Consider the following 17,698-nt stretch of genomic DNA (forward strand, 5'->3'; position numbering starts at 1 on the left):
CGGGATCAGTGGTGCTTGTCGCTGCGCGCGATGGCGAGCAGGTGCTCGACCTCTTCGGGGTACTTGCGGAGGTTGCTCTGGTGCCAGCGCTTGATGACCCACATGAAGCCGGCCACCACGACGCCGAAGGCGGTGATGGCCGCATACGCCGACATGCCGAGGCCGGTGCAGGCGCTGTAGAACGCGCCGAGGATCAGGATGCAGGATTGCTCGTTGAAGTTCTGCACCGCGATCGACCGGCCCGCGCCCATCAGGTTGTGGCCGCGGTGCTGGAGCAGCGCGTTCATCGGCACGACGAGGAAGCCGCCGAGCCCGCCCAGCAGGATCAGGAAGGGCACGGCCAGCCAGATGTTGCCGATGAAGTTCATGCCGATCACCAGCACGCCCATGCCGATGCCCAGCGGGATCACGCGCGTCGCCATGTCGAGCCGCATGCGCACCGAGGCGACGATCGCGCCGACCGCGGTGCCGATCGCCACCACGCCCGTCAGCGACGAGGCCTGCGCCGTGTTGTAGCCCAGCGCCAGCGAGGCCCAGGCCAGCACGATGTACTTGAGGTTGCCGCCCGCACCCCAGAAGAGAGTAGTCGTTGCCAGGGAGATCTGGCCGAGCTTGTCTCGCCAGAGCCGCGAATTGCAGTGCCAGAAATCGGGCAGCAGCGCCGCCATGTTGCGGACGAAGCCGTGCTGCGGATTGGCGCGCAACGGCCGCATCTCCACACCCGTGCCGGGGATGCGCGTGTTGAACCACGCGGCCAGGATGTAGACCAGGATCAGCGCCGAGATCGCCGCTTCGGGCGCCGAGTCGATGCCGGTGTCGATACCGGGGATGTCGAGCGCCAGCAGGTGGCTCGACAGCGCATGGCCCACCAGTTGGCCGCCAAGCACGATGCCGAGAATGATCGATGCGATGGTCAGGCCCTCGATCCAGCCGTTGGCCTTGACCAGTTGAGACGCGGGCAACAGTTCGGTCAGGATGCCGTACTTGGCCGGCGAGTACGCCGCCGCGCCCAGGCCCACGATGGCGTAGGCAAACAGCGGGTGCGAGCCGAACAGCATCATCACGCAGCCCACCACCTTGATCGCGTTGCTGATGAACATGACCTTGCCCTTCGGCAAGGCGTCGGCAAAGGCGCCGACCAGCGGCGCGAGCGCGACATAGAAGATGGTGAAGATCGGGACCAGCGCGGCGCGCTGCCATTCGGGTGCGCCGTTGGTTCGCATCAGTTCCACGGCAGCAACGAAAAGCGCATTGTCGGCCAGTGACGAAAAGAACTGGGCCGACATGATCGTGTAGAAACCGCGCTTCATCGATGGGCTGGCTGGCCAGAAAGTGAGACTGCTGGCGATAGTGGAAGAGGGGCAGCTTAAGTGCCGGCTGCGCGGTTATAGCATGGGGGTGCGGTGTCAAAATGGCGTGACGCGCCCTTCACTCTGGGCGCGTTTGTGTGAGTGTTTCCTGTTTTACTCAGGGTTTTTTGCCGTGCCGCGTCCGATCCTCGCCACTGTTCATATTGCTGCACTGCGGCACAACCTCGACCGCGCGCGCCGCGCCGCGCTCGATTCACGGGTGTGGGCCGTCGTCAAGGCGAATGCCTACGGCCACGGCATCGAGCGCGTGTTCGATGCCTTCCGCGCCGCCGACGGCTTTGCGCTGCTCGACCTCGACGAGGCCGCGCGCGTGCGCGCCCTCGGCTGGCGCGGCCCCGTGCTCCTGCTCGAAGGCGTTTTCGATGCGCGCGACCTGGAGTTGTGCTCGCGCCTCGACCTCTGGCATACCGTGCACTGCGACGAGCAGATCGACATGCTGGCGGCCCACAAGACGCAGGCGCCGCAGCGCGTCTTCCTCAAGATGAATTCGGGCATGAACCGCCTGGGCTTTGCGCCCGAGCGCTTTCGGTCGGCGTGGACACGACTGAACGCGCTGCCGCAGGTCGACGAGATCACGCTGATGACGCACTTCAGCGATTCGGACGGCCCGCGCGGCATCGCACACCAGATCGACGTCTTCGAACGCACCACGCAGGACCTGCCGGGCGAGCGGTCGGTCGCCAACAGCGCGGCCACCCTGCGCCACGCGGCAAGCACGCGCGCGGACTGGATCCGTCCCGGCATCCTGCTGTATGGCAGCGCACCCGACTATCCCGAACACGATGCGGCGCACTGGCAGCTTCAGCCGGGCATGACGCTGTCCACGCGGTTGATCGGCGTGCAGAACCTGAAGGCGGGCGACACCATCGGCTACGGATCGAGATTCACGGCAGAAGGCCCGTTGCGCGTCGGCGTTGCCGCGGTCGGCTATGGCGACGGCTACCCGCGCCATTGCACCACCGGCACGCCGGTGCTGGTGAACGGCGTGCGCACGCGCACCCTGGGGCGCGTGAGCATGGACATGGTCACGGTCGACCTCACGCCGGTTCCGGATGCGGGCTTCGGCAGCGAGGTCACGCTGTGGGGCCGCGCGTCCAACGGCGCGCTGCTGTCCATCGACGAAGTGGCGCAAGCGGCCGGCACCGTTGGATACGAGCTCATGTGCGCCGTGGCCATGCGCGTGCCGTCGGCGGTCGATTGAAGGCCGCTGCTTGAAGGTTCTTTCGGACTGGCGCTCCGTGCGCCTGTGGGAGACGCAAGTCGAGCGTGACCTGCACCGCACTTACAACCTCCGCACGCACGGGCTGCTGATCGGGACCTTCACGCTGTTGCTGATGTGGCTGGTGTCGCACCTGCAGATGCGACTCGGTGTGGAGTCGCTGGCCACGCGCTACTTCGTGACGTTGGGGGTGGGTTATCTCGCCTACCTGCTGGTCTTGCGCTGGTGGGCGGGAAGGCTGGTGCAACGCAACACCCGGATCGACCCCGACCTGCCGGACCCCGGCGTCGGCGAGTGGCCGTCCGCGCATGGCGGGGCGGTGGACGTGGGCTCAGGCAGCGGCATCTCCGACGTTGCCAGCGGCGCGCTCGATGTCGTGGCTGGCGCCGACGAAGGTGCAGTCATCGTCGTGCCGGTGCTGGCGGTCTTCCTCATCTGCGTCGCGATCCTGTTCGGTGCGGGCGCGCTGGTGCTGCTCTATTTCGGCTGGGACGCGCTGCTGGCCGTTGCCGTAGAGGTCGCCTTTTCGTATGTGTCCGCACGCGTCGCGGTGCGCGTGGCGCGCGAAGGCTGGCTGGCCGTCGCGGTGCGGCTGACATGGAAGCCGCTGCTGGGGGCCCTGTTGTGCGCGGTGGTGCTCGGCGCGGTGATCGACCGCTTCATGCCCGAGGTGCACTCGCTACCCGGAGCCGTGCGTGTCCTTCTGAAGCGTTGAAAACTGGGTCAGTTCAACGTTGATACGAATCAACCAACGGTGCAAGAGCCTCAGTAAGTTAAGACCTGACCTCTTGTCGTACTACTGCCCTGGATACCGGAATTTGAAGGTCACCGCGTCCCGACGACACGGCCAGTTGATGCTCAGTCGCCCACTTCTCAAAGCGTGCTTGAAGCGAAGGCTGATGTGAGTAGGCATCGAGTCTTCTCCCTCGGCTCAAGAAGAAAGCGCTTCAGCGATCACCATCAGTTCGGCGCCCCAAGATGGCTCGAGGATAAAAAGCAGCGACTGGCCGGAGTTCACCCTTGCTGCGAGCGCATCTAGCTTCGATGGCGCTGCCAGCTGCTCGCCAGCACATGACATTGAAATCCAATTTATGCGTTCGCCAACTTCACTCTCAGTAAGGTGAACATTGCGACCTTGGACAAGCAATCGGGAAACCACATTCTGCGTCTGCATATCAACCACTCTGAACGCGGCAACTTGAGATAGCGTGACCACGGAAAACTCGCCGTCTGCCTTCTCAAAACCCAGTTCCAACTTGGTGGTTGCCGCTTTGTACGAGACGTGTCGAAGCTCGGCGTCGTGGAACGTAGCTAGCTGTTCAATATCTACAGCGGTCATATTGTTGGGCAGGTATTTGGAGTACGGACTTGCGGCCAAGGCGAAAGAGGAACGCCTGGGCCTCGTTTTCCATCATCCCAATTGTGCCCGTGTGGACGCCCTACGCCGTGGTCGGGATGCCAATCGATGTCGATAGCAGGCCTGCCGTCCGGACCAAACAGCCGTTCTTGACCATTGCCAGGATTTGTATGCCACTCTCCTGGATCACCGGTGGACGGTGTTTTTGTTTGAAATGTGTTCTGGCTTGCCCACCATGCCCCGGCAACGACTGCCGCCTCTCCGACGTAAGGTAGAGCGGGTATCAGGCACATTGGGCACAAGCCCAAGGGGTCGCTGTTCCGCAGCGGATTCCCGCCCACGTAGCCGAATCTGTTCCAGCCGCCATCGAGTCCAATCGGATCGGATTGGTTATATCGTCCGGTTGCCGGGCTGTAGGAGCGGAAGTAGTTGTAGTTGAGGCCTGACTCCTTATCGTAGTACTGCCCCGGAAACCGCAAATTGAACGTCACCGGCGTCCCGATGACACCACCAGTTCCCGGCGCCGCAAAACGATTGGCCGCAGTCGTCGGTTGCTCATCCCCAAAGGCGCTGAACGCCCACTGCCACACCGGCTGCCCGCTGTCGTTCGTGAGTTTCCTCGGAGTGTTCAAGTGATCGCTGTGCACCGCGTACTTCGCGCCATTGATGATGGCCACCATCGGCATCGCGCCGGAGGGCGTCGGCAGATAGATGTACTGCGTGCTGCCCGAACTGTTCGCCCCGCCCGTACCCGTCTCCGCGATCAGATTGCCGCCCTCGTCATAGACGAACGCAAAGCCCAGCTTCTCCGCATCCGTCGTGTTCGGTGCCCAGAACTGCGCAAAGAAGGCAATCAGTGCCTGGAAGAATCCTGGATCGTTCTCGTCGCCCTCCGCTGGCGGATACAGGGGCTCCGTCTTGAACACACGCTGCCCGAGCATGTTGTGCGCGTAGCGGACGGTCGGGCTCGCGTCGGTGGCGCCGGTCGTCACCGCACTGAGCCTTCCCTCGGCGTCGTAGGTGTATCTGCGCAGCCCATCGCCCACGAGATCGCCGTTGGCGTTGTATTGGTAGGCCACGCTGGTGGCCGCACTTCCAGTGGTCTGGCTGAAGCCGGTGAGCTTGTTGCTCGCGCCCTCGACGCCGTAGCTGCGGCTGGTCGTCACGCCGTCGAGATTTCGGATGCTGCTCGTCCGGTTGCCATTGGCGTCATAGGTGAAGCCGGCTGTATGCCCGATGCGGTTGAAGCTGGTGATGCGGCCCGCGGCGTCATAGCCGACGTTCCACTTGGCGTTGCTTGTCACGACGGTGCTATGGGTTGGGTCTGCGTCGGCGGGCTGCAAGAGTGTTTGTCTCAGGCTTGAGATACGTCCTGCGCCGTCGTACGTATAGCCACTGACAATGTCCGTTCCGTGGTCCACCCAGGTCACTCGATTGGCAGCGTCATACCTGAACCGTCCACCCAAAGATGGGTTCACGAAAGGCCACCCCCACCAAGCTGGGCGGCCATCAGGCCGCGACTGGATGTTGCTGACCACATAGGTCCCGTTCCACTTGATATGGCGCAGAACTCCGGTTGCGTCGTACTCATACGTGAGCACGCCGCCGTTCGGATAGGTAATGCTCTCCAGCAGCCCGCTCGCCTTGTAGCCGTAGCCGACGTGTTGCACGAGCCCGCTCGTGAGGGTCTGGCGCTTCGAGGTGACGCGGCCGAAACTGTCCCGTGTGTAGGCGGTGGTGCCACTTCGATCAACGATCTCGGAGAGGTAGCCGATGCTCGATGGGCTGAGGTCGTACCGAAGGGTGCTGGTCTTTCCATCGGCGAACGTCAGGCGCGTCGGGCGACCGAGGGCGTCGCGCTGAATCTCGGTGGCTTGGCCGAGGGCGTCGACGATGCGGATGGGTAGGCCCAAGCTGTCGTATTGGGCGCTGCGGAGGCCGGCGTCGGCGCTGGACTCGCTGGCGGCGTTGCCCTGTGCGTCGGGGGCGTAGTTGGTCGCGACGCCCTTGAAGTCCTTGGCCTGGATGATGTTGTCGAGCGCGTTCCAGGACAGGGTGGCTGTGGCGTTCGTCGCATTGGTGATGGCTGTCACGCGGCGTAGTCCGTCCAGACGGTAGCGGGTGCTCTGGTTCAGCCCGTTGGTCTCGGTAACCAGTTCATTGTTGAGGTCGTACGCGAACATTTCGATCTGGTCGGTGCCTTCCGTCTTTCTGGTCACGCGGCTGAGGCTGTCGATCGTGCGGGCGACGGTCCAGGCGATGTTGCCGGTAGCATCCCTGACCTCTTCGGAAGTGCGGTTGCCCATGGCGTCGAGCGTGAACGCGCCGGACTCGCCGCGGTTATTGCTCCAGCCCGTCAGGCGGTGAGCACTGTCGTAGGTATAGGAGAGCACCAAGCCTGAAGGTAGCGTGAGCGTAGCCAGAGTCCCGGTTGGATGGTACGTAAACTTTGTGGCCGGCAAATTGCCCACTTGCTGTCCGAGCAAGCGGTCGCCCTCCCAGGTGTAGGTGGTGACCAAGCCGTTGGGAGCCTTGCTGGTGATGATGCGGTTGGCGGTGTCGTACTCGTACGACGTGATTTGCCGCAGTGCGTTCGTGACCGCAAGTAGATTGCCGCGTGTATCGTAGTCGTGCGTGGTCACGGCGCCGTTGGGAGCTGTCTCGGTGCGGACCAAGTTTTGAGTGTTGTAGGTCCATTGCCAGGTTTGGACCTTGTGAGGCATCACTCCAGTATGGGTGATGGACTTGCTCAGGAGTTTGCCGGCGCTGTCGTAGGTGTAGGTCCTTCTGCGACCGTTCTCTTCAATGAGCGTCGGCAAGGGGCGCGTGGCATCCCATTCGATATTGGTGACGCGCTCCTCACGGGTGCCAACGGCTTCAACGCGCGATGTTTCCAGGCCGCGGTTGTTGAATGCGTGGCTAGTGACATTCCCCTCGTTGTTGGTCTGGCCGGTAAGTTGCCCGCGAGGGCTATAGGTGAACGTGGAATTGCTCGCAGGACATGCCGGCGCTGGGTCGCCTTGAATTCGCACGATGCGCTTGACCCCGTTCACGACCACAAAGTGATAGGTCGTCTGCTTGCCGAAGGCATTCGTGACGGTGGTGGTGCCGTCGGCGTTGTAGGTCACCTGCGTTTGCTCGACGCCACCGGCATGGACGGTGCTGATGCCGCGGCCCTTGCTGTCATAGGCGAACGTGGCAAAGCGTATGCCCAGTTCATCGGTGATGCCTGTGAGAAAGCGCGGGTAGGCCGCGTTTTCATAGTGATAAGTTCGCACCTTCACTTGTGCGTCAATCGTCCTGACTGCGGACAGTAGCCGCGTCGCGGTGTCGTAGTTGTACACAACGCTGATACCGGCGGCACTAAGTGTCAGCGGCTGGAATTGTGCATCCTGGGTGAAGCTCAGGCTGTTGCCAAAGTTGTCGGTCACTGTGACGGCGCCATTGGCCGCGTAGCTCAGGCTGTGGCTGTGACCGTCGACGCGAGTCTGTTTCACCAGTCGTCCGTTGGCATCGAAGGCATGGTAGGTGCCGTCCCGATCCACATACAGCCAATGGGTGCCGCTCTGCGTGAGTCGCCCCAGTTCATCCGGATCGGCGGTGATGGTGGAGCCGTTCCGGGCGAATGGCGACTCGCGCCCGTTCGAGAAAATCAGCGTGATTCTGGCGGCTTCTATTTGCAGGCGTGTTGCGTAGGAGTGGCGCCAGTAGCCGTCGGCGCTGTTAAAGATGCGCGCAAAACGCAGCGGGTGGTTGGCCCCTGCATTCCGGTAGTCTTCCTCCTCCTGCACCTTGTTGCCCATCGCGAAGTTGATGGGGTTGCCGACGCAGGTCGGCGGCCCGTCCCGGTCAGTACCGTCGCCCTTGTTCTTCTCCGGAATCAAGTCTGGGCTTTCCTCGGATAGGATGCAACTACCACTGGCTCGATCTGCGACTCGCCCTTCAGGGCAAGTGCACATTGTGTGGTTCAGTCCTGTTCCCGTCCTGAGGGAGTCGTCATAAATTATTGGTACAGACCGCTCCGGTCGCGGCTGCGTCCTCGGGGAGTCGCCACACATGGCGCTGATGGTAAAAGTGTTCTCGACTCCCGGGTCGCAATGACCATAGTCAGTGGGAGAGCAGAAGGAGGATTCGAAACCCGCTCCGGGGCAATAGTTGTACGTGACTCTGTTTATCGCCGTTATGGCGGGACAGACTTCGGCCTCCGTTGCAACATCGATAGTGAGCGGGTTTATCGGAAAGTTGCGTCGTACTTCCGAAAATTCTCCGTACCTCGCCGGCCACCTCACGGCGTCTGCATGGCTAGGGCTATGCAGGGAAAAAAGTGCCAAGACCAGCGCAGCGCCATAGCCCCGGCACACAGCCCGAGCCGCATCTGCAAGCCGCAGCCACACGAAAACAGCCGCGCTGAGCGTGCGCATCCCGAATTTTTCTAGCATTGATTCCCCCTGTGAAGCCGGGCCGCTCTTGCGAGGCCTCCTTCGACTTCTGATTGGCCTGCGTCCCGGCCGCAGGCGGCACGAGTCCGGTCGTGCTATCGGACCGCAGACGGTTGTCGATTGGCTGACAACTGCGCCCACGGTAGCCGCTCAGCCGATGCCGGACAAGCGTGAATCGCGAGGGGATTTCTCTAACTTTGTCGGAATCTTCCGAATGTCGATTTGGTCAGTAGAGCTTTAATTGCCTGGCGCGCAAGCGCGCGAGGCCCAGCAGCGCATCGGTGAACGGCGTCTGCACGCCGGACCGCTGCCCCAACTCCCGCACCGCCGAAACCAGCGCATCGAGCTCGACCGCACGCCCGGCTTCGACGTCCTGCAGCATCGAGGTCTTGAACGCACCGAGCTTTCGCGTGACCGCGTGCCGGTCCTCGGGGCTCTCCGCGATCGGCACGCCGATGCGTGCGCCGATCTCCTTGGCCTCCAGCATGATCGTGGAGATGAAGCCGCGCACCAGGTCGTCGTTGAGGATGACGTCGGTCGTCGCGCCGGTCAACGCGCTGATGGGGTTGACCGTCATGTTGCCCCAGAGCTTGTACCAGACGTCCTTCTGGATCTGTGGCGAGAGCTTCGTGTCGATGCCCGCGCGCGCCAGCAGGTCACGCAGGGCTTCCGCGCGCGGTGTCGCTTCGCCCGAGGGCTCGCCGATGATCAGGCCGTTGCCGAAGTTGTGCCGTACCACGCCGGGCGCATCGAGCGCGCAGCTCGCATGCACCACGCAGCCGATGACGTGCTTCGCCGGAATGGCCGCGTCGATCCTGCCGCCCGGGTCGATGGCCTCCAGTTGCGCGCCGGCGAGACTGCCGCCGAAACCGCCCTGAAGAAACCACCACGGCACGCCGTTCATGGCCGTGAGCACGATCGTGTCGGGGCCGAGCAGCGGCGCGATCTGTTGCGCCACCGCCGGCAGTGCCGGCGCCTTGACCGCCACCAGCACCAGTTGCTGTACGCCCAGCGTCTTCGGATCGCTGCTCGCGTTGACCGGCACGGCCGCGCGCGAACTGCCGCTCACCAGCGTGAGTCCGTCGCGCTTCAGCGCTTCGAGCGTCGCGCCGCGCGCCACCACGTCGAGCTCGCAGCCCGCCTGCGCGAGCTTCACCCCGATCCAGCCGCCGATGGCACCGGCGCCGTAGATGCAAACCTTCATGATTCAGTCAGTTCTTGTAGGAGTCGTCGATGCGGTCGACCTGGCGGACCAAGGCGTCGAACACGTCTTGCCCTGCGCCGTGGTTGGGATTGAACTGCAGCGCGTCGCGCGTGCACCTCTTCGCGATGTCCTCCGACACCGGGATCGCGGCGCCCATCGAGAAAGTCGCCATCTGGATCTCACAGGCGCGCTGTAAGGTCCAGAGAATCGCGAACGTCTGCGGCAGCGTCTGCCCCCAGGCCAGCAGGCCGTGATTGCGCAGGATCACCGCCTTGCGGTCGCCGATGCTCTTCAACAGTCGCGGTCCTTCGTCGGCGTGGATCGTGATCCCCTCGAAGTCGTGGTACGCCACCATGTCGTGCAACTGCGCGGTATAGAAATTGGTCTGCTGCAGCCCGCCCTGCAGGCAGGCCACCGCCACGCCGGCCGTGGTGTGCGTGTGCATCACGCAGTGCGCACCGGGCAGGCTGTCATGAATCGCGGCATGCACCGTGAAGCCGGCAGGATTCACCGGCCAGGTCGAACCGTCGAGCACCTTGCCCTGCAGGTCGATCTTGACGAGATTGCTGGCCGTCACTTCGCTGTAGTGCAGCCCGAAGGGGTTGATGAGGAACTGCTTCTCGCCGCCCGTCACGCTGTCGGGCAGCCGCACCGTGATGTGGTTGTAGATCATCTCGGTCCAGCCCAGCATCGCGAACACCCGATAGCAGGCCGCAAGCTGCAGCCGCGCCGCACGCTCGTCCGGATGGAGGGAGGGATGGACCAACGCCGAAGACGGCGTGGCAGCAAGTATGTTCATGTCAGCTCCTTCAATATCAAAAAGCCCCATCCCAACCCGATCCCGGAAATACCGCGGAACCGGCTTCGCCGGGCCGCAGGTATTGCCCCCTGCAAGGGGGTGGGCGGCTACGCGAAGCGAGCAAGCCTGGGGGTGTACTTATGCCTCTGCTGTGAAACCGATCTTCTTGACGATCGGCGCCCACATGGCGGTGTCCTTCTTGAGCAACTCGGCCAGCTCGGCGGGGGTCGACCACATCGGCTCCAGTCCGAAGCCGTGCAATCCATCGATCACATCCTTGTTGGCCAGTGCCGTCTTCATCGCGGCATTCAGGCGGTTCACGGTTTCCGGCGCCGCCTTGGCCGGCAGGAAGAAGGCGAACCATTCGCTGAACGCCATGTCCTTGAGCCCCTGTTCGCCGAAGGTCGGCACGTCGGGCGCGAAGGCGCTGCGCTTGGTGCCCGAGACGCCCAGGATGCGCACCTTGCCCGTCGGCAGATGCTGCGTGATGTCGCCGATCGGGCCCGAGACGGCCGAGATGTTGCCACCGAGCAGGTCGAGCATCGCAGGCTGCGTGCCGCGGTAGGCCGCATGCTTGAGATCGACGCCGGCGTTCTTGCCCAGCAGTGCGCCGATGAAGTGCGGCGTGGAGCCCGCAGCGGGCGAACCGAAGTTGCCGGCGGCAGGATTCGCCTTCACCCATTCCAGGAACTCAGGCACCGTCTTCACGCTCGCCGGGACAGCGGGGCCGACCGCAAAGCCGAAGTCGAAGATGCAGGCCAGCGACACCGGAGACAGGTCGGCCACCGGGTCGTACGGCAGCTTCTTGTAGATGTGCGGATAGATCGTGAGGATCGAGGTCGGCGTCTGCAGGATGGTCGCGCCATCGGCCGGCTGGCTCTTGACGTAGGTGACGGCGATCTGCCCGCCCGCGCCGGTGCGGTTCTCGACCACCACCGACTTGGCGTAGTCGGGCGCGAGCTTGGTCGCGAGGCGCCGGCAGGTGGTGTCCGATGTACCACCGGCCGCGAAGCCCGTGATGATGCGGGCGGTCTCGAGCGTCGCTTGCGCAAAGGCCTGCTGGCCGATGCTCGCGAGCAGCGCGGAGGCGCCGGTGGTTTGCAGCAGGCTACGGCGGGTGAAGTTCATGCGGATGTCTCCAAGGGTGGTACTTCAGGACTCGTCGCGCAGCCAGGTGACTGCGCCGGAGTGGGTCACGGCGCCCTGGTGGCCAGGGCGCACGGTGAGCGCATATTTTTCCAGCAAGCCGCCATGCCGTACCCCCACGTTTACCTCACGTTTCGCCAGCCGCGCTGTGATTTCCTCGCCCGTCAGCTCCACCGCGATGCTGCGGGATTCCGCCCGCGCGTCGATCGCGATCACGTCGCCATCCGCCAACGCGGCGATCGGGCCGCCGTCGGCCGCCTCGGGGCCGGCGTAGCCGATGCACAGCCCACGCGTCGCCCCTGAAAAGCGCCCGTCGGTCAGCAGCGCCACCTTGTCGCCCATGCCCTGCCCGTAGAGCAGCGCGGTAATGCCGAGCATCTCGCGCATGCCGGGGCTGCCCTTGGGGCCTTCGTTGCGGATCACGATCACGTCGCCGGGCTCGTAGCGGCGGTTCTGCACTGCTGTCTGCGCTTCTTCCTCCGAATCGAAGACGCGTGCGGGGCCGCGGTGCACCAGCGTCTTCAGCCCGGCGGTCTTGAGCAACGCGCCGTCGGGGCACAGATTGCCCTTGAGCACGGCCAGTCCGCCGTCGCGCGAGATCGGATCACCCGCCTTGCGCACCACGCGGCCGTCGGGCTCGGCTGCATCGGCGACTTCCTCGGCCAGCGTGCGGCCGGTGAATGTCATTGCGTCGCCGTGCAGGAAACCTTGCTCCAGCAGCGTGCGCAGGATCACGCCGGCACCGCCGATGTAGAACACGTCGCGCGCGAGGTACTTGCCGCCGGGACGCAGGTCGGCGATGAGCGGCGTCCGCGCGAAGACCTCGGCGACATCGTCGAGATGGAACTTGATGCCGGCTTCGTGGGCGATGGCCGGCAGGTGCAGCGCTGCGTTGGTCGAGCCGCCCGTGGCCGACACGACGGCGCAGGCGTTTTCGAGCGCCTTGCGCGTCACGATGTCTCGCGGAAGGGGGCTTTCGCCCATCACGGCACGCATCAGCGATTTCGCGGCACGGCGCATCAGCGGCGCGCGTTCGCTGAAGACGGCCGGCACCATGCTGGAGCCGATCGGCGCGAGCCCGAGCGCCTCGGAGACCATGCCCATGGTGTTGGCGGTGAACTGGCCCGCACAGGCGCCGGCGGTGGGCAGGCAGGCACGGCTCATGGCTTCGAGCTCGTCGGCGGTGGCGTCGCCCGCCAGCACCTTGCCGATGGTCTCGTAGGTGTCGACGACGTTGAGGTCGCGGCCGTCGGGTCCGGGCATCTGTCCCGGCAAGGCGGAGCCGCCATGCACGAACACGCTCGGCACGTTGCAGCGGACCATGCCCATCATCAGGCCCGGCAGGTTCTTGTCGCAGGCGCCGATGGCGAAGATGCCGTCCCACTGGTGTCCGCGGGTCGAGGCCTCGACGCTGTCGGCGATCAGCTCGCGCGAGATCAGCGAGAAGCGCATGCCCGAATGCGCCATCGTGAGGCCGTCGCTCACCGACACCACCGGGCACTCGTGCGGCGTTCCACCGCCGGCATAGATCCCGGTCTTGGCGTGCTGCGCCTGCTCGCGCAGGTTCAGGTTGCAGGGGCTCATCTCGCCGCCGGTGTGGAACACGCCGATGTGCGGGCGCGCGATGTCCTCGTCGTCCTGCCCCAGCGCATGCAGGAAGCTGCGCGTGGTCGCACGGATCACGCCGTCGCGGATGGTGGCGGAGCGGAAGGGCTTGCCGCTCTTGTTCGCGGGATCGGTCATCGCGTCAGTACGTGCCGCTCGGCGCCACTGCCTTCGCGCCGTCCTTGAAGCGGGCGGCCAGCGCGCTGGTGGTGCGCACCAGCAGGTTGGTGTCCAGCCCGACGGCGACGAAGAGCGCGCCGAGGTCGAGGTACTTGCGCGCGAGCGCCTCGTCGGGCGACAGGATGCCGGCCGCCTTGCCGGCGCGGTTGATGCGCGCAATGGCGTCTTCGATCGCCGCCTGCACCTCAGGGTGGCCGGGGTTGCCGATGTGCCCCATCGACGCCGAGAGGTCGGCCGGGCCGATGAAGACGCCGTCGATGCCCTCGATGGCCGCGATGGCGTCCAGGTTGGACAGCGCCTCGCGGGTCTCGGCCTGGACCAGCAGGCAGACCCGCTCGTTCGCTTCCTTCGCATAGGCGGGGTAGCGGCCCCAGCCCGAAGCGCGCGCGCCGCCCATTCCGCGGATTCCATCGGGCGGATAGCGCATCGCCCGCACCAGGGCCTTGGCCTGCTCCGCCGTGTCGACCATCGGCACCAGCAGCGTCTGCACGCCGAGGTCGAGGTACTGCTTGATCAGCGCTGTGCCGGCGTCGCCATGGCCGAGCGGCACACGCGCGATCGCATTCACGCCCGGGTAGGCGGCGATCGCCTGCGCCTGCTGCAGGATGCTCTGCAATCCGTTGGGCGAATGCTCGCCGTCGATCAACAGCCAGTCGAAGCCGGCGCCGGCGCAGATCTCCGCGCTGTACGAATCGGCGAGGCCGAGCCAGAGGCCGATCTGCGCGCGCTTGGCGGTGATTGCTTGCTTGAAGAGGTTCGCGGGGGATTGCATGGGGCGTCTTTCAGATGAAGCGGAAGGCAATGGAGCCGAGAGGGCCGTAGTCGGCGTGGAAGGTGTCGCCGGGCACCGCAGTCGTGGGACGGGTGAATGAACCGCCGAGCACCACCTCGCCGGCCTCCAGGCATTCGTCCCACGGCGCGAGCTTGTTGGCAAGCCAGGCCACGCCGGTTGCGGGATGGTTGAGCACGGCCGCGGCGACGCCGGATTCCTCGATGACGCCGTTCTTGTAGAGCAGGGCGCTGACCCAGCGCAGATCGACAGCATCCGGCTTCACCGGCCGGCCGCCAGTCACGATGCCGGCATTGGCCGCGTTGTCGGCGATGGTGTCGAACACCTTGCGCATGGCCTTGGTGTGGCGGTCGAACTGCTCGATGCGCGCATCGATGATCTCGATGGCCGGCACCACGTAGTCGGTGGCCGCCAGCACGTCGAAGATCGTCACGTTCGGCCCCTTGAGCCGCTTGCCCAGCACGAAGGCCAGCTCGACCTCCACGCGCGGCGCGATGAAGCGCTTGAAGGGAATGTCACCGCCCTGCTCGAAGAACATGTCGTCCAGCAGCGTGCCGTAGTCGGGCTCGGTGATCTGGCTGGCCTGCTGCATCGCGCGCGAGGTGAGGCCGATCTTGTGGCCCTTGACAACGCGGCCCTCGGCGATCTTGGCCTTGACCCATTCGCGCGAGACCGCATAGCCGTCCTCGACGGTCATCTCGGGATAGCGCTTGGAGAAATGCTCCACCTGCACGCGCGACTTCTCGCTCTCGTGGAGTTCGGCGGCGAGCTGCTGGATGACCTTGGGCGCGAGCATGGCGGGTGGGCCTGTTCTATTTGTTGAAGAGCGGGTGCAGGTTGCTGAGCTTGCCGTCGTAGACCTGGCCGGGGCTTTCGTCGATCTGCAGCGTGATGCCGATGTGGCGCTGCGCGAAGACCGGCTCGAAGTGACGCTTCACCTGTTCGAGCAACGTATCGCCGACGCGCTTCTTCACCGCCTCGGAACGCCCCGCCGCCATGCGCAGGTTGAGATACACGAAGGCGTAGTCCGCCTTGCCATCGGCCACCGCGTAGTGCGCGGCGGGATAGGCGAGAACACGCGTGCCGCCGGTGGGGTAGACCTGCTTGCCTGCCTCGTCGCGCTGCTCGAGCATGGCGTCGGCCAGCGTGCGGCACAGCGCCGACATGTCGGTCTCGGGCTCGATGTTCGGGGTGTAGAGGATCACGAGATGGGGCATGGCTTGCGCTCCTCAGGCAGTGCTTGCATTCGCGGGCAGCGGCGTGACCGGGAAGATCGCATTGATCTGCCCCGTGCCCGAGCTGCCGAAGTAGGGCGTGACGATCTCCGCCGGCGCCTCGTAACCGTCCCAGCCGAGCAGGCCGAGCAGCATCGCGGTGTCGTGCATGTCGCCTTCGCCCCAGCACTTGTCGGCGTACATCGGCAGCATGCCGATGAAGGTCTTCCAGTCGCCGGCCTTCCAGAGTTCGACCACGCGGTGGTCCACCTGTTCGAGGAAAGGGTCGTACACCTTGTGCATGAACTCCGGGGCGCGTCCGTTGTCCGCGAAGTGATGCGAGAGCGAACCGCTTGCGAACACGGCCACCGTGCCTTCGTACCGCTCCTCGATCGCGCGGCGCACGGCAAGGCCGAAACGGCCCGACTCGTGCAGGTCATGCCAGTCGCACCAGCCGCTGATGCTGATCACCTTGTAGTGCTGGTCCGCGTTCATGTAGCGCATCGGCACCAGCGTGCCGTATTCCAGGTCGAGCGTGGTGTCGCTGTGCGCGCGGCTTTTCACACCCATCTCGTTGGCCATGTCGCCGATCAGGTGGCCGAGCTGCGGATTGCCCGGGTAGGCGTAGGGCATGTTCTTGATGAAGTGCGGCAACTCGTTGCTGGTGTAGATGCCTTCGAATTTCGGACCGCAGTTGATGTGGTATTCGCTGTTCACTTGCCAGTGCACGTCGAAGACCACGATGGTGTCGACGCCGAGCGCGCGGCAGCGGCGGTCGATTTCCTTGTGGCCGTTGATCGCCGCATCGCGGCAACCGAAGTTCGGACCCGGGAACTCCGACAGGTACATCGACGGCACATGCGTGATCTTGGCTGCGAGTGCGAGCTTGCCCATCTCAGACTCCCCAGTGCGGAATGTGATGCGATCCCAGCGACACCGCGACATTCTTCGGTTCGCAGAAGACCTCATAGCTCCACGTGCCGCCTTCGCGCCCCGTGCCCGAAGCCTTGGTGCCGCCGAAGGGCTGGCGCAGGTCGCGCACGTTCTGGCTGTTGACGAAGCACATGCCGGCTTCCACCGCTGCTGCCACGCGATGAGCCTTCCCGATGTTCTCGGTCCACACGTAGCTCGACAGGCCGTAGGGGATGTCGTTGGCAAGACGGATCGCGTCGGCCTCGTCCTTGAACGGAATCAGGCAGGCGACCGGCCCGAAGATCTCGTCCTGCGCGATCTTCATGCGGTTGTCGACGTCGGCGAAGACGGTCGGCAGCACGTAGTTGCCCTTCTTCACGCGATTGGGCAACTCGGGCGCGCCGAGGCCGCCGCACAGCAGCGTCGCGCCTTCCTTCGGGCCCAGCTCGATGTAGCTGCGCACCTTGGCGAGATGAGCCTGCGAAATCATCGGGCCGACGACGGTCTTCTCGTCGAGCGGATCACCCACCGAGATGCGCCTGGCGCGCTCGGCGAACTTCGCGGCGAAGTCGGCATAGATCGACTGCTGCACCAGGATGCGCGAGCCGGCCGTGCAGCGCTCCCCGTTGTTGCTGAAGATCATGAACACGGCCGCATCCAGGGCGCGGTCGAGGTCGGCGTCGTCGAAGATCACGAAGGGGCTCTTGCCTCCGAGTTCCATGCTGAACTTCTTGAGGCCCGCGCTCTTGACGATGCGGTTGCCGGTGGCCGTCGAGCCCGTGAAGGAAATCGCCCGCACGTCGGGGTGCGCCACCAGCGGCTCGCCGGCTTCCTTGCCGTAGCCGTGCACGAGATTCAGCACGCCGGGCGGAATGCCCGCTTCGAGCGCCAGTTCACCGAGACGCGCGGCGGTGAGCGGCGAGAGTTCGCTCATCTTGAGCACCGCGGTGTTGCCGAAGGCAAGGCAGGGTGCGACCTTCCACGTGGCCGTCATGAAGGGCACGTTCCACGGCGAGATCAGCGCGCAGACACCCACGGGATGGAACAGCGTGTAGTTGAGGTGCGTCGGTGTCGGGTAGGTGTGGCCGTCGACGCGCGTGCACATCTCGGCGAAGTAGTAGAAGTTGTCGGCCGCGCGCGGCACCAATTGCTTGCCGGTCTGCGCGATCACCTGGCCACAGTCATTGGTCTCGGTCTGGGCGATCTCGGGGACGTTCTTCGCGATCAGGTCGCCGAGCTTGCGGATCAGCTTCGCGCGTTCGGGCGCAGGCAGGCCGGCCCACTTCGGAAAGGCATCCTTTGCTGCCGCGACGGCGGCGTTCGCTTCGGCCTCGCCACCCGAGGCGACTTCCGCCAGCACTTCCTGCGTGGCGGGATTGACAGTCTGGAAGTAGTCGCGGCCTGCGACCGGCTTGCCGTTGATGAGGTGATCGATCTGCATGGCGTGTCTCGTTCGAATCCGT

14 protein-coding genes are annotated in these 17,698 nt (G+C 64.8%); 2 read left to right on the forward strand and 12 right to left on the reverse strand.

Going from position 1 to position 17,698, the window contains the following annotated elements; genetic code table 11:
- Positions 1–5 precede the first annotated feature (5 nt).
- Positions 6–1,310 (reverse strand): lysophospholipid transporter LplT, encoded by a 1,305-nt coding sequence (lplT, locus tag AC1D3B_RS15330; protein ID WP_478191517.1) that lies wholly within the window; start codon positions 1,308–1,310, stop codon positions 6–8.
- A gap of 172 nt (positions 1,311–1,482) precedes the next feature.
- On the opposite strand from lplT, the gene alr reads away from it, so the two are divergent.
- Positions 1,483–2,571: an alanine racemase gene (gene alr, locus AC1D3B_RS15335; RefSeq protein ID WP_478191518.1), complete on the forward strand. Its 1,089-nt coding sequence runs from the start codon at positions 1,483–1,485 to the stop codon at positions 2,569–2,571.
- Between the two features lie 10 nt (positions 2,572–2,581).
- Positions 2,582–3,304, forward strand: a complete 723-nt coding sequence (locus AC1D3B_RS15340) for a hypothetical protein (RefSeq protein ID WP_478191519.1) — start codon at positions 2,582–2,584, stop codon at positions 3,302–3,304.
- A 216-nt stretch (positions 3,305–3,520) separates the two neighbouring features.
- On the opposite strand, the gene AC1D3B_RS15345 is transcribed toward AC1D3B_RS15340, so the two are convergent.
- The 11 genes from AC1D3B_RS15345 to hpaE all read right to left on the reverse strand — a co-directional run bounded on the left by AC1D3B_RS15345 (position 3,521) and on the right by hpaE (position 17,676).
- The gene (locus AC1D3B_RS15345; RefSeq protein ID WP_478191520.1) at positions 3,521–3,928 is read right to left on the reverse strand and encodes a hypothetical protein; all 408 of its coding nucleotides are present in this window, start codon (positions 3,926–3,928) and stop codon (positions 3,521–3,523) included.
- Positions 3,925–7,830, reverse strand: a complete 3,906-nt coding sequence (locus tag AC1D3B_RS15350; RefSeq protein WP_478191521.1) for an RHS repeat-associated core domain-containing protein — start codon at positions 7,828–7,830, stop codon at positions 3,925–3,927. The genes AC1D3B_RS15345 and AC1D3B_RS15350 overlap by 4 nt, the downstream gene beginning before the upstream one ends.
- Positions 7,831–8,611: 781 nt before the next feature.
- Entirely contained in the window at positions 8,612–9,589 is a 978-nt protein-coding gene (locus AC1D3B_RS15355; RefSeq protein WP_478191522.1) for a 2-dehydropantoate 2-reductase, read from the reverse strand.
- Between the two features lie 7 nt (positions 9,590–9,596).
- Positions 9,597–10,388, reverse strand: a complete 792-nt coding sequence (locus AC1D3B_RS15360) for a class II aldolase/adducin family protein (protein WP_478191523.1) — start codon at positions 10,386–10,388, stop codon at positions 9,597–9,599.
- Positions 10,389–10,526: 138 nt separating this feature from the next.
- Positions 10,527–11,516 carry a Bug family tripartite tricarboxylate transporter substrate binding protein gene (locus tag AC1D3B_RS15365; RefSeq protein WP_478191524.1) on the reverse strand — a complete coding sequence of 330 codons (990 nt, stop codon included), beginning with the start codon at positions 11,514–11,516 and terminating at the stop codon, positions 10,527–10,529.
- 24 nt (positions 11,517–11,540) lie between these two features.
- Complete coding sequence (gene ilvD / locus AC1D3B_RS15370; protein WP_478191525.1) at positions 11,541–13,277, reverse strand: dihydroxy-acid dehydratase; 1,737 nt, start codon at positions 13,275–13,277, stop codon at positions 11,541–11,543.
- A gap of 4 nt (positions 13,278–13,281) precedes the next feature.
- The gene (gene hpaI / locus AC1D3B_RS15375; protein ID WP_478191526.1) at positions 13,282–14,091 is read right to left on the reverse strand and encodes a 4-hydroxy-2-oxoheptanedioate aldolase; all 810 of its coding nucleotides are present in this window, start codon (positions 14,089–14,091) and stop codon (positions 13,282–13,284) included.
- Positions 14,092–14,101: 10 nt separating this feature from the next.
- The gene (gene hpaH, locus AC1D3B_RS15380; protein WP_478191527.1) at positions 14,102–14,905 is read right to left on the reverse strand and encodes a 2-oxo-hept-4-ene-1,7-dioate hydratase; all 804 of its coding nucleotides are present in this window, start codon (positions 14,903–14,905) and stop codon (positions 14,102–14,104) included.
- 16 nt (positions 14,906–14,921) lie between these two features.
- Complete coding sequence (locus AC1D3B_RS15385) at positions 14,922–15,326, reverse strand: 5-carboxymethyl-2-hydroxymuconate isomerase (RefSeq protein ID WP_478191528.1); 405 nt, start codon at positions 15,324–15,326, stop codon at positions 14,922–14,924.
- A 12-nt stretch (positions 15,327–15,338) separates the two neighbouring features.
- Positions 15,339–16,217: a 3,4-dihydroxyphenylacetate 2,3-dioxygenase gene (gene hpaD, locus AC1D3B_RS15390; protein WP_478191529.1), complete on the reverse strand. Its 879-nt coding sequence runs from the start codon at positions 16,215–16,217 to the stop codon at positions 15,339–15,341.
- 1 nt (position 16,218) lies between these two features.
- Positions 16,219–17,676 (reverse strand): 5-carboxymethyl-2-hydroxymuconate semialdehyde dehydrogenase, encoded by a 1,458-nt coding sequence (hpaE, locus tag AC1D3B_RS15395; protein WP_478191530.1) that lies wholly within the window; start codon positions 17,674–17,676, stop codon positions 16,219–16,221.
- Between the last annotated feature and the right edge of the window lie 22 nt (positions 17,677–17,698).

Source organism: Variovorax sp. P5_A3 (genome assembly GCF_056400665.1).

What these genes read in the sequence shown, in the direction of transcription:
- lplT (WP_478191517.1), bottom strand. Translation starts at nt 1,310, where the DNA reads ATGAAGCGCGGTTTCTACACGATCATGTCGGCCCAGTTCTTTTCGTCA.
- hpaE (WP_478191530.1), bottom strand. Translation starts at nt 17,676, where the DNA reads ATGCAGATCGATCACCTCATCAACGGCAAGCCGGTCGCAGGCCGCGAC.
- AC1D3B_RS15345 (WP_478191520.1), bottom strand. Translation starts at nt 3,928, where the DNA reads ATGACCGCTGTAGATATTGAACAGCTAGCTACGTTCCACGACGCCGAG.
- ilvD (WP_478191525.1), bottom strand. Translation starts at nt 13,277, where the DNA reads ATGACCGATCCCGCGAACAAGAGCGGCAAGCCCTTCCGCTCCGCCACC.
- hpaI (WP_478191526.1), bottom strand. Translation starts at nt 14,091, where the DNA reads ATGCAATCCCCCGCGAACCTCTTCAAGCAAGCAATCACCGCCAAGCGC.
- AC1D3B_RS15385 (WP_478191528.1), bottom strand. Translation starts at nt 15,326, where the DNA reads ATGCCCCATCTCGTGATCCTCTACACCCCGAACATCGAGCCCGAGACC.
- hpaH (WP_478191527.1), bottom strand. Translation starts at nt 14,905, where the DNA reads ATGCTCGCGCCCAAGGTCATCCAGCAGCTCGCCGCCGAACTCCACGAG.
- AC1D3B_RS15355 (WP_478191522.1), bottom strand. Translation starts at nt 9,589, where the DNA reads ATGAAGGTTTGCATCTACGGCGCCGGTGCCATCGGCGGCTGGATCGGG.
- AC1D3B_RS15360 (WP_478191523.1), bottom strand. Translation starts at nt 10,388, where the DNA reads ATGAACATACTTGCTGCCACGCCGTCTTCGGCGTTGGTCCATCCCTCC.
- hpaD (WP_478191529.1), bottom strand. Translation starts at nt 16,217, where the DNA reads ATGGGCAAGCTCGCACTCGCAGCCAAGATCACGCATGTGCCGTCGATG.
- AC1D3B_RS15365 (WP_478191524.1), bottom strand. Translation starts at nt 11,516, where the DNA reads ATGAACTTCACCCGCCGTAGCCTGCTGCAAACCACCGGCGCCTCCGCG.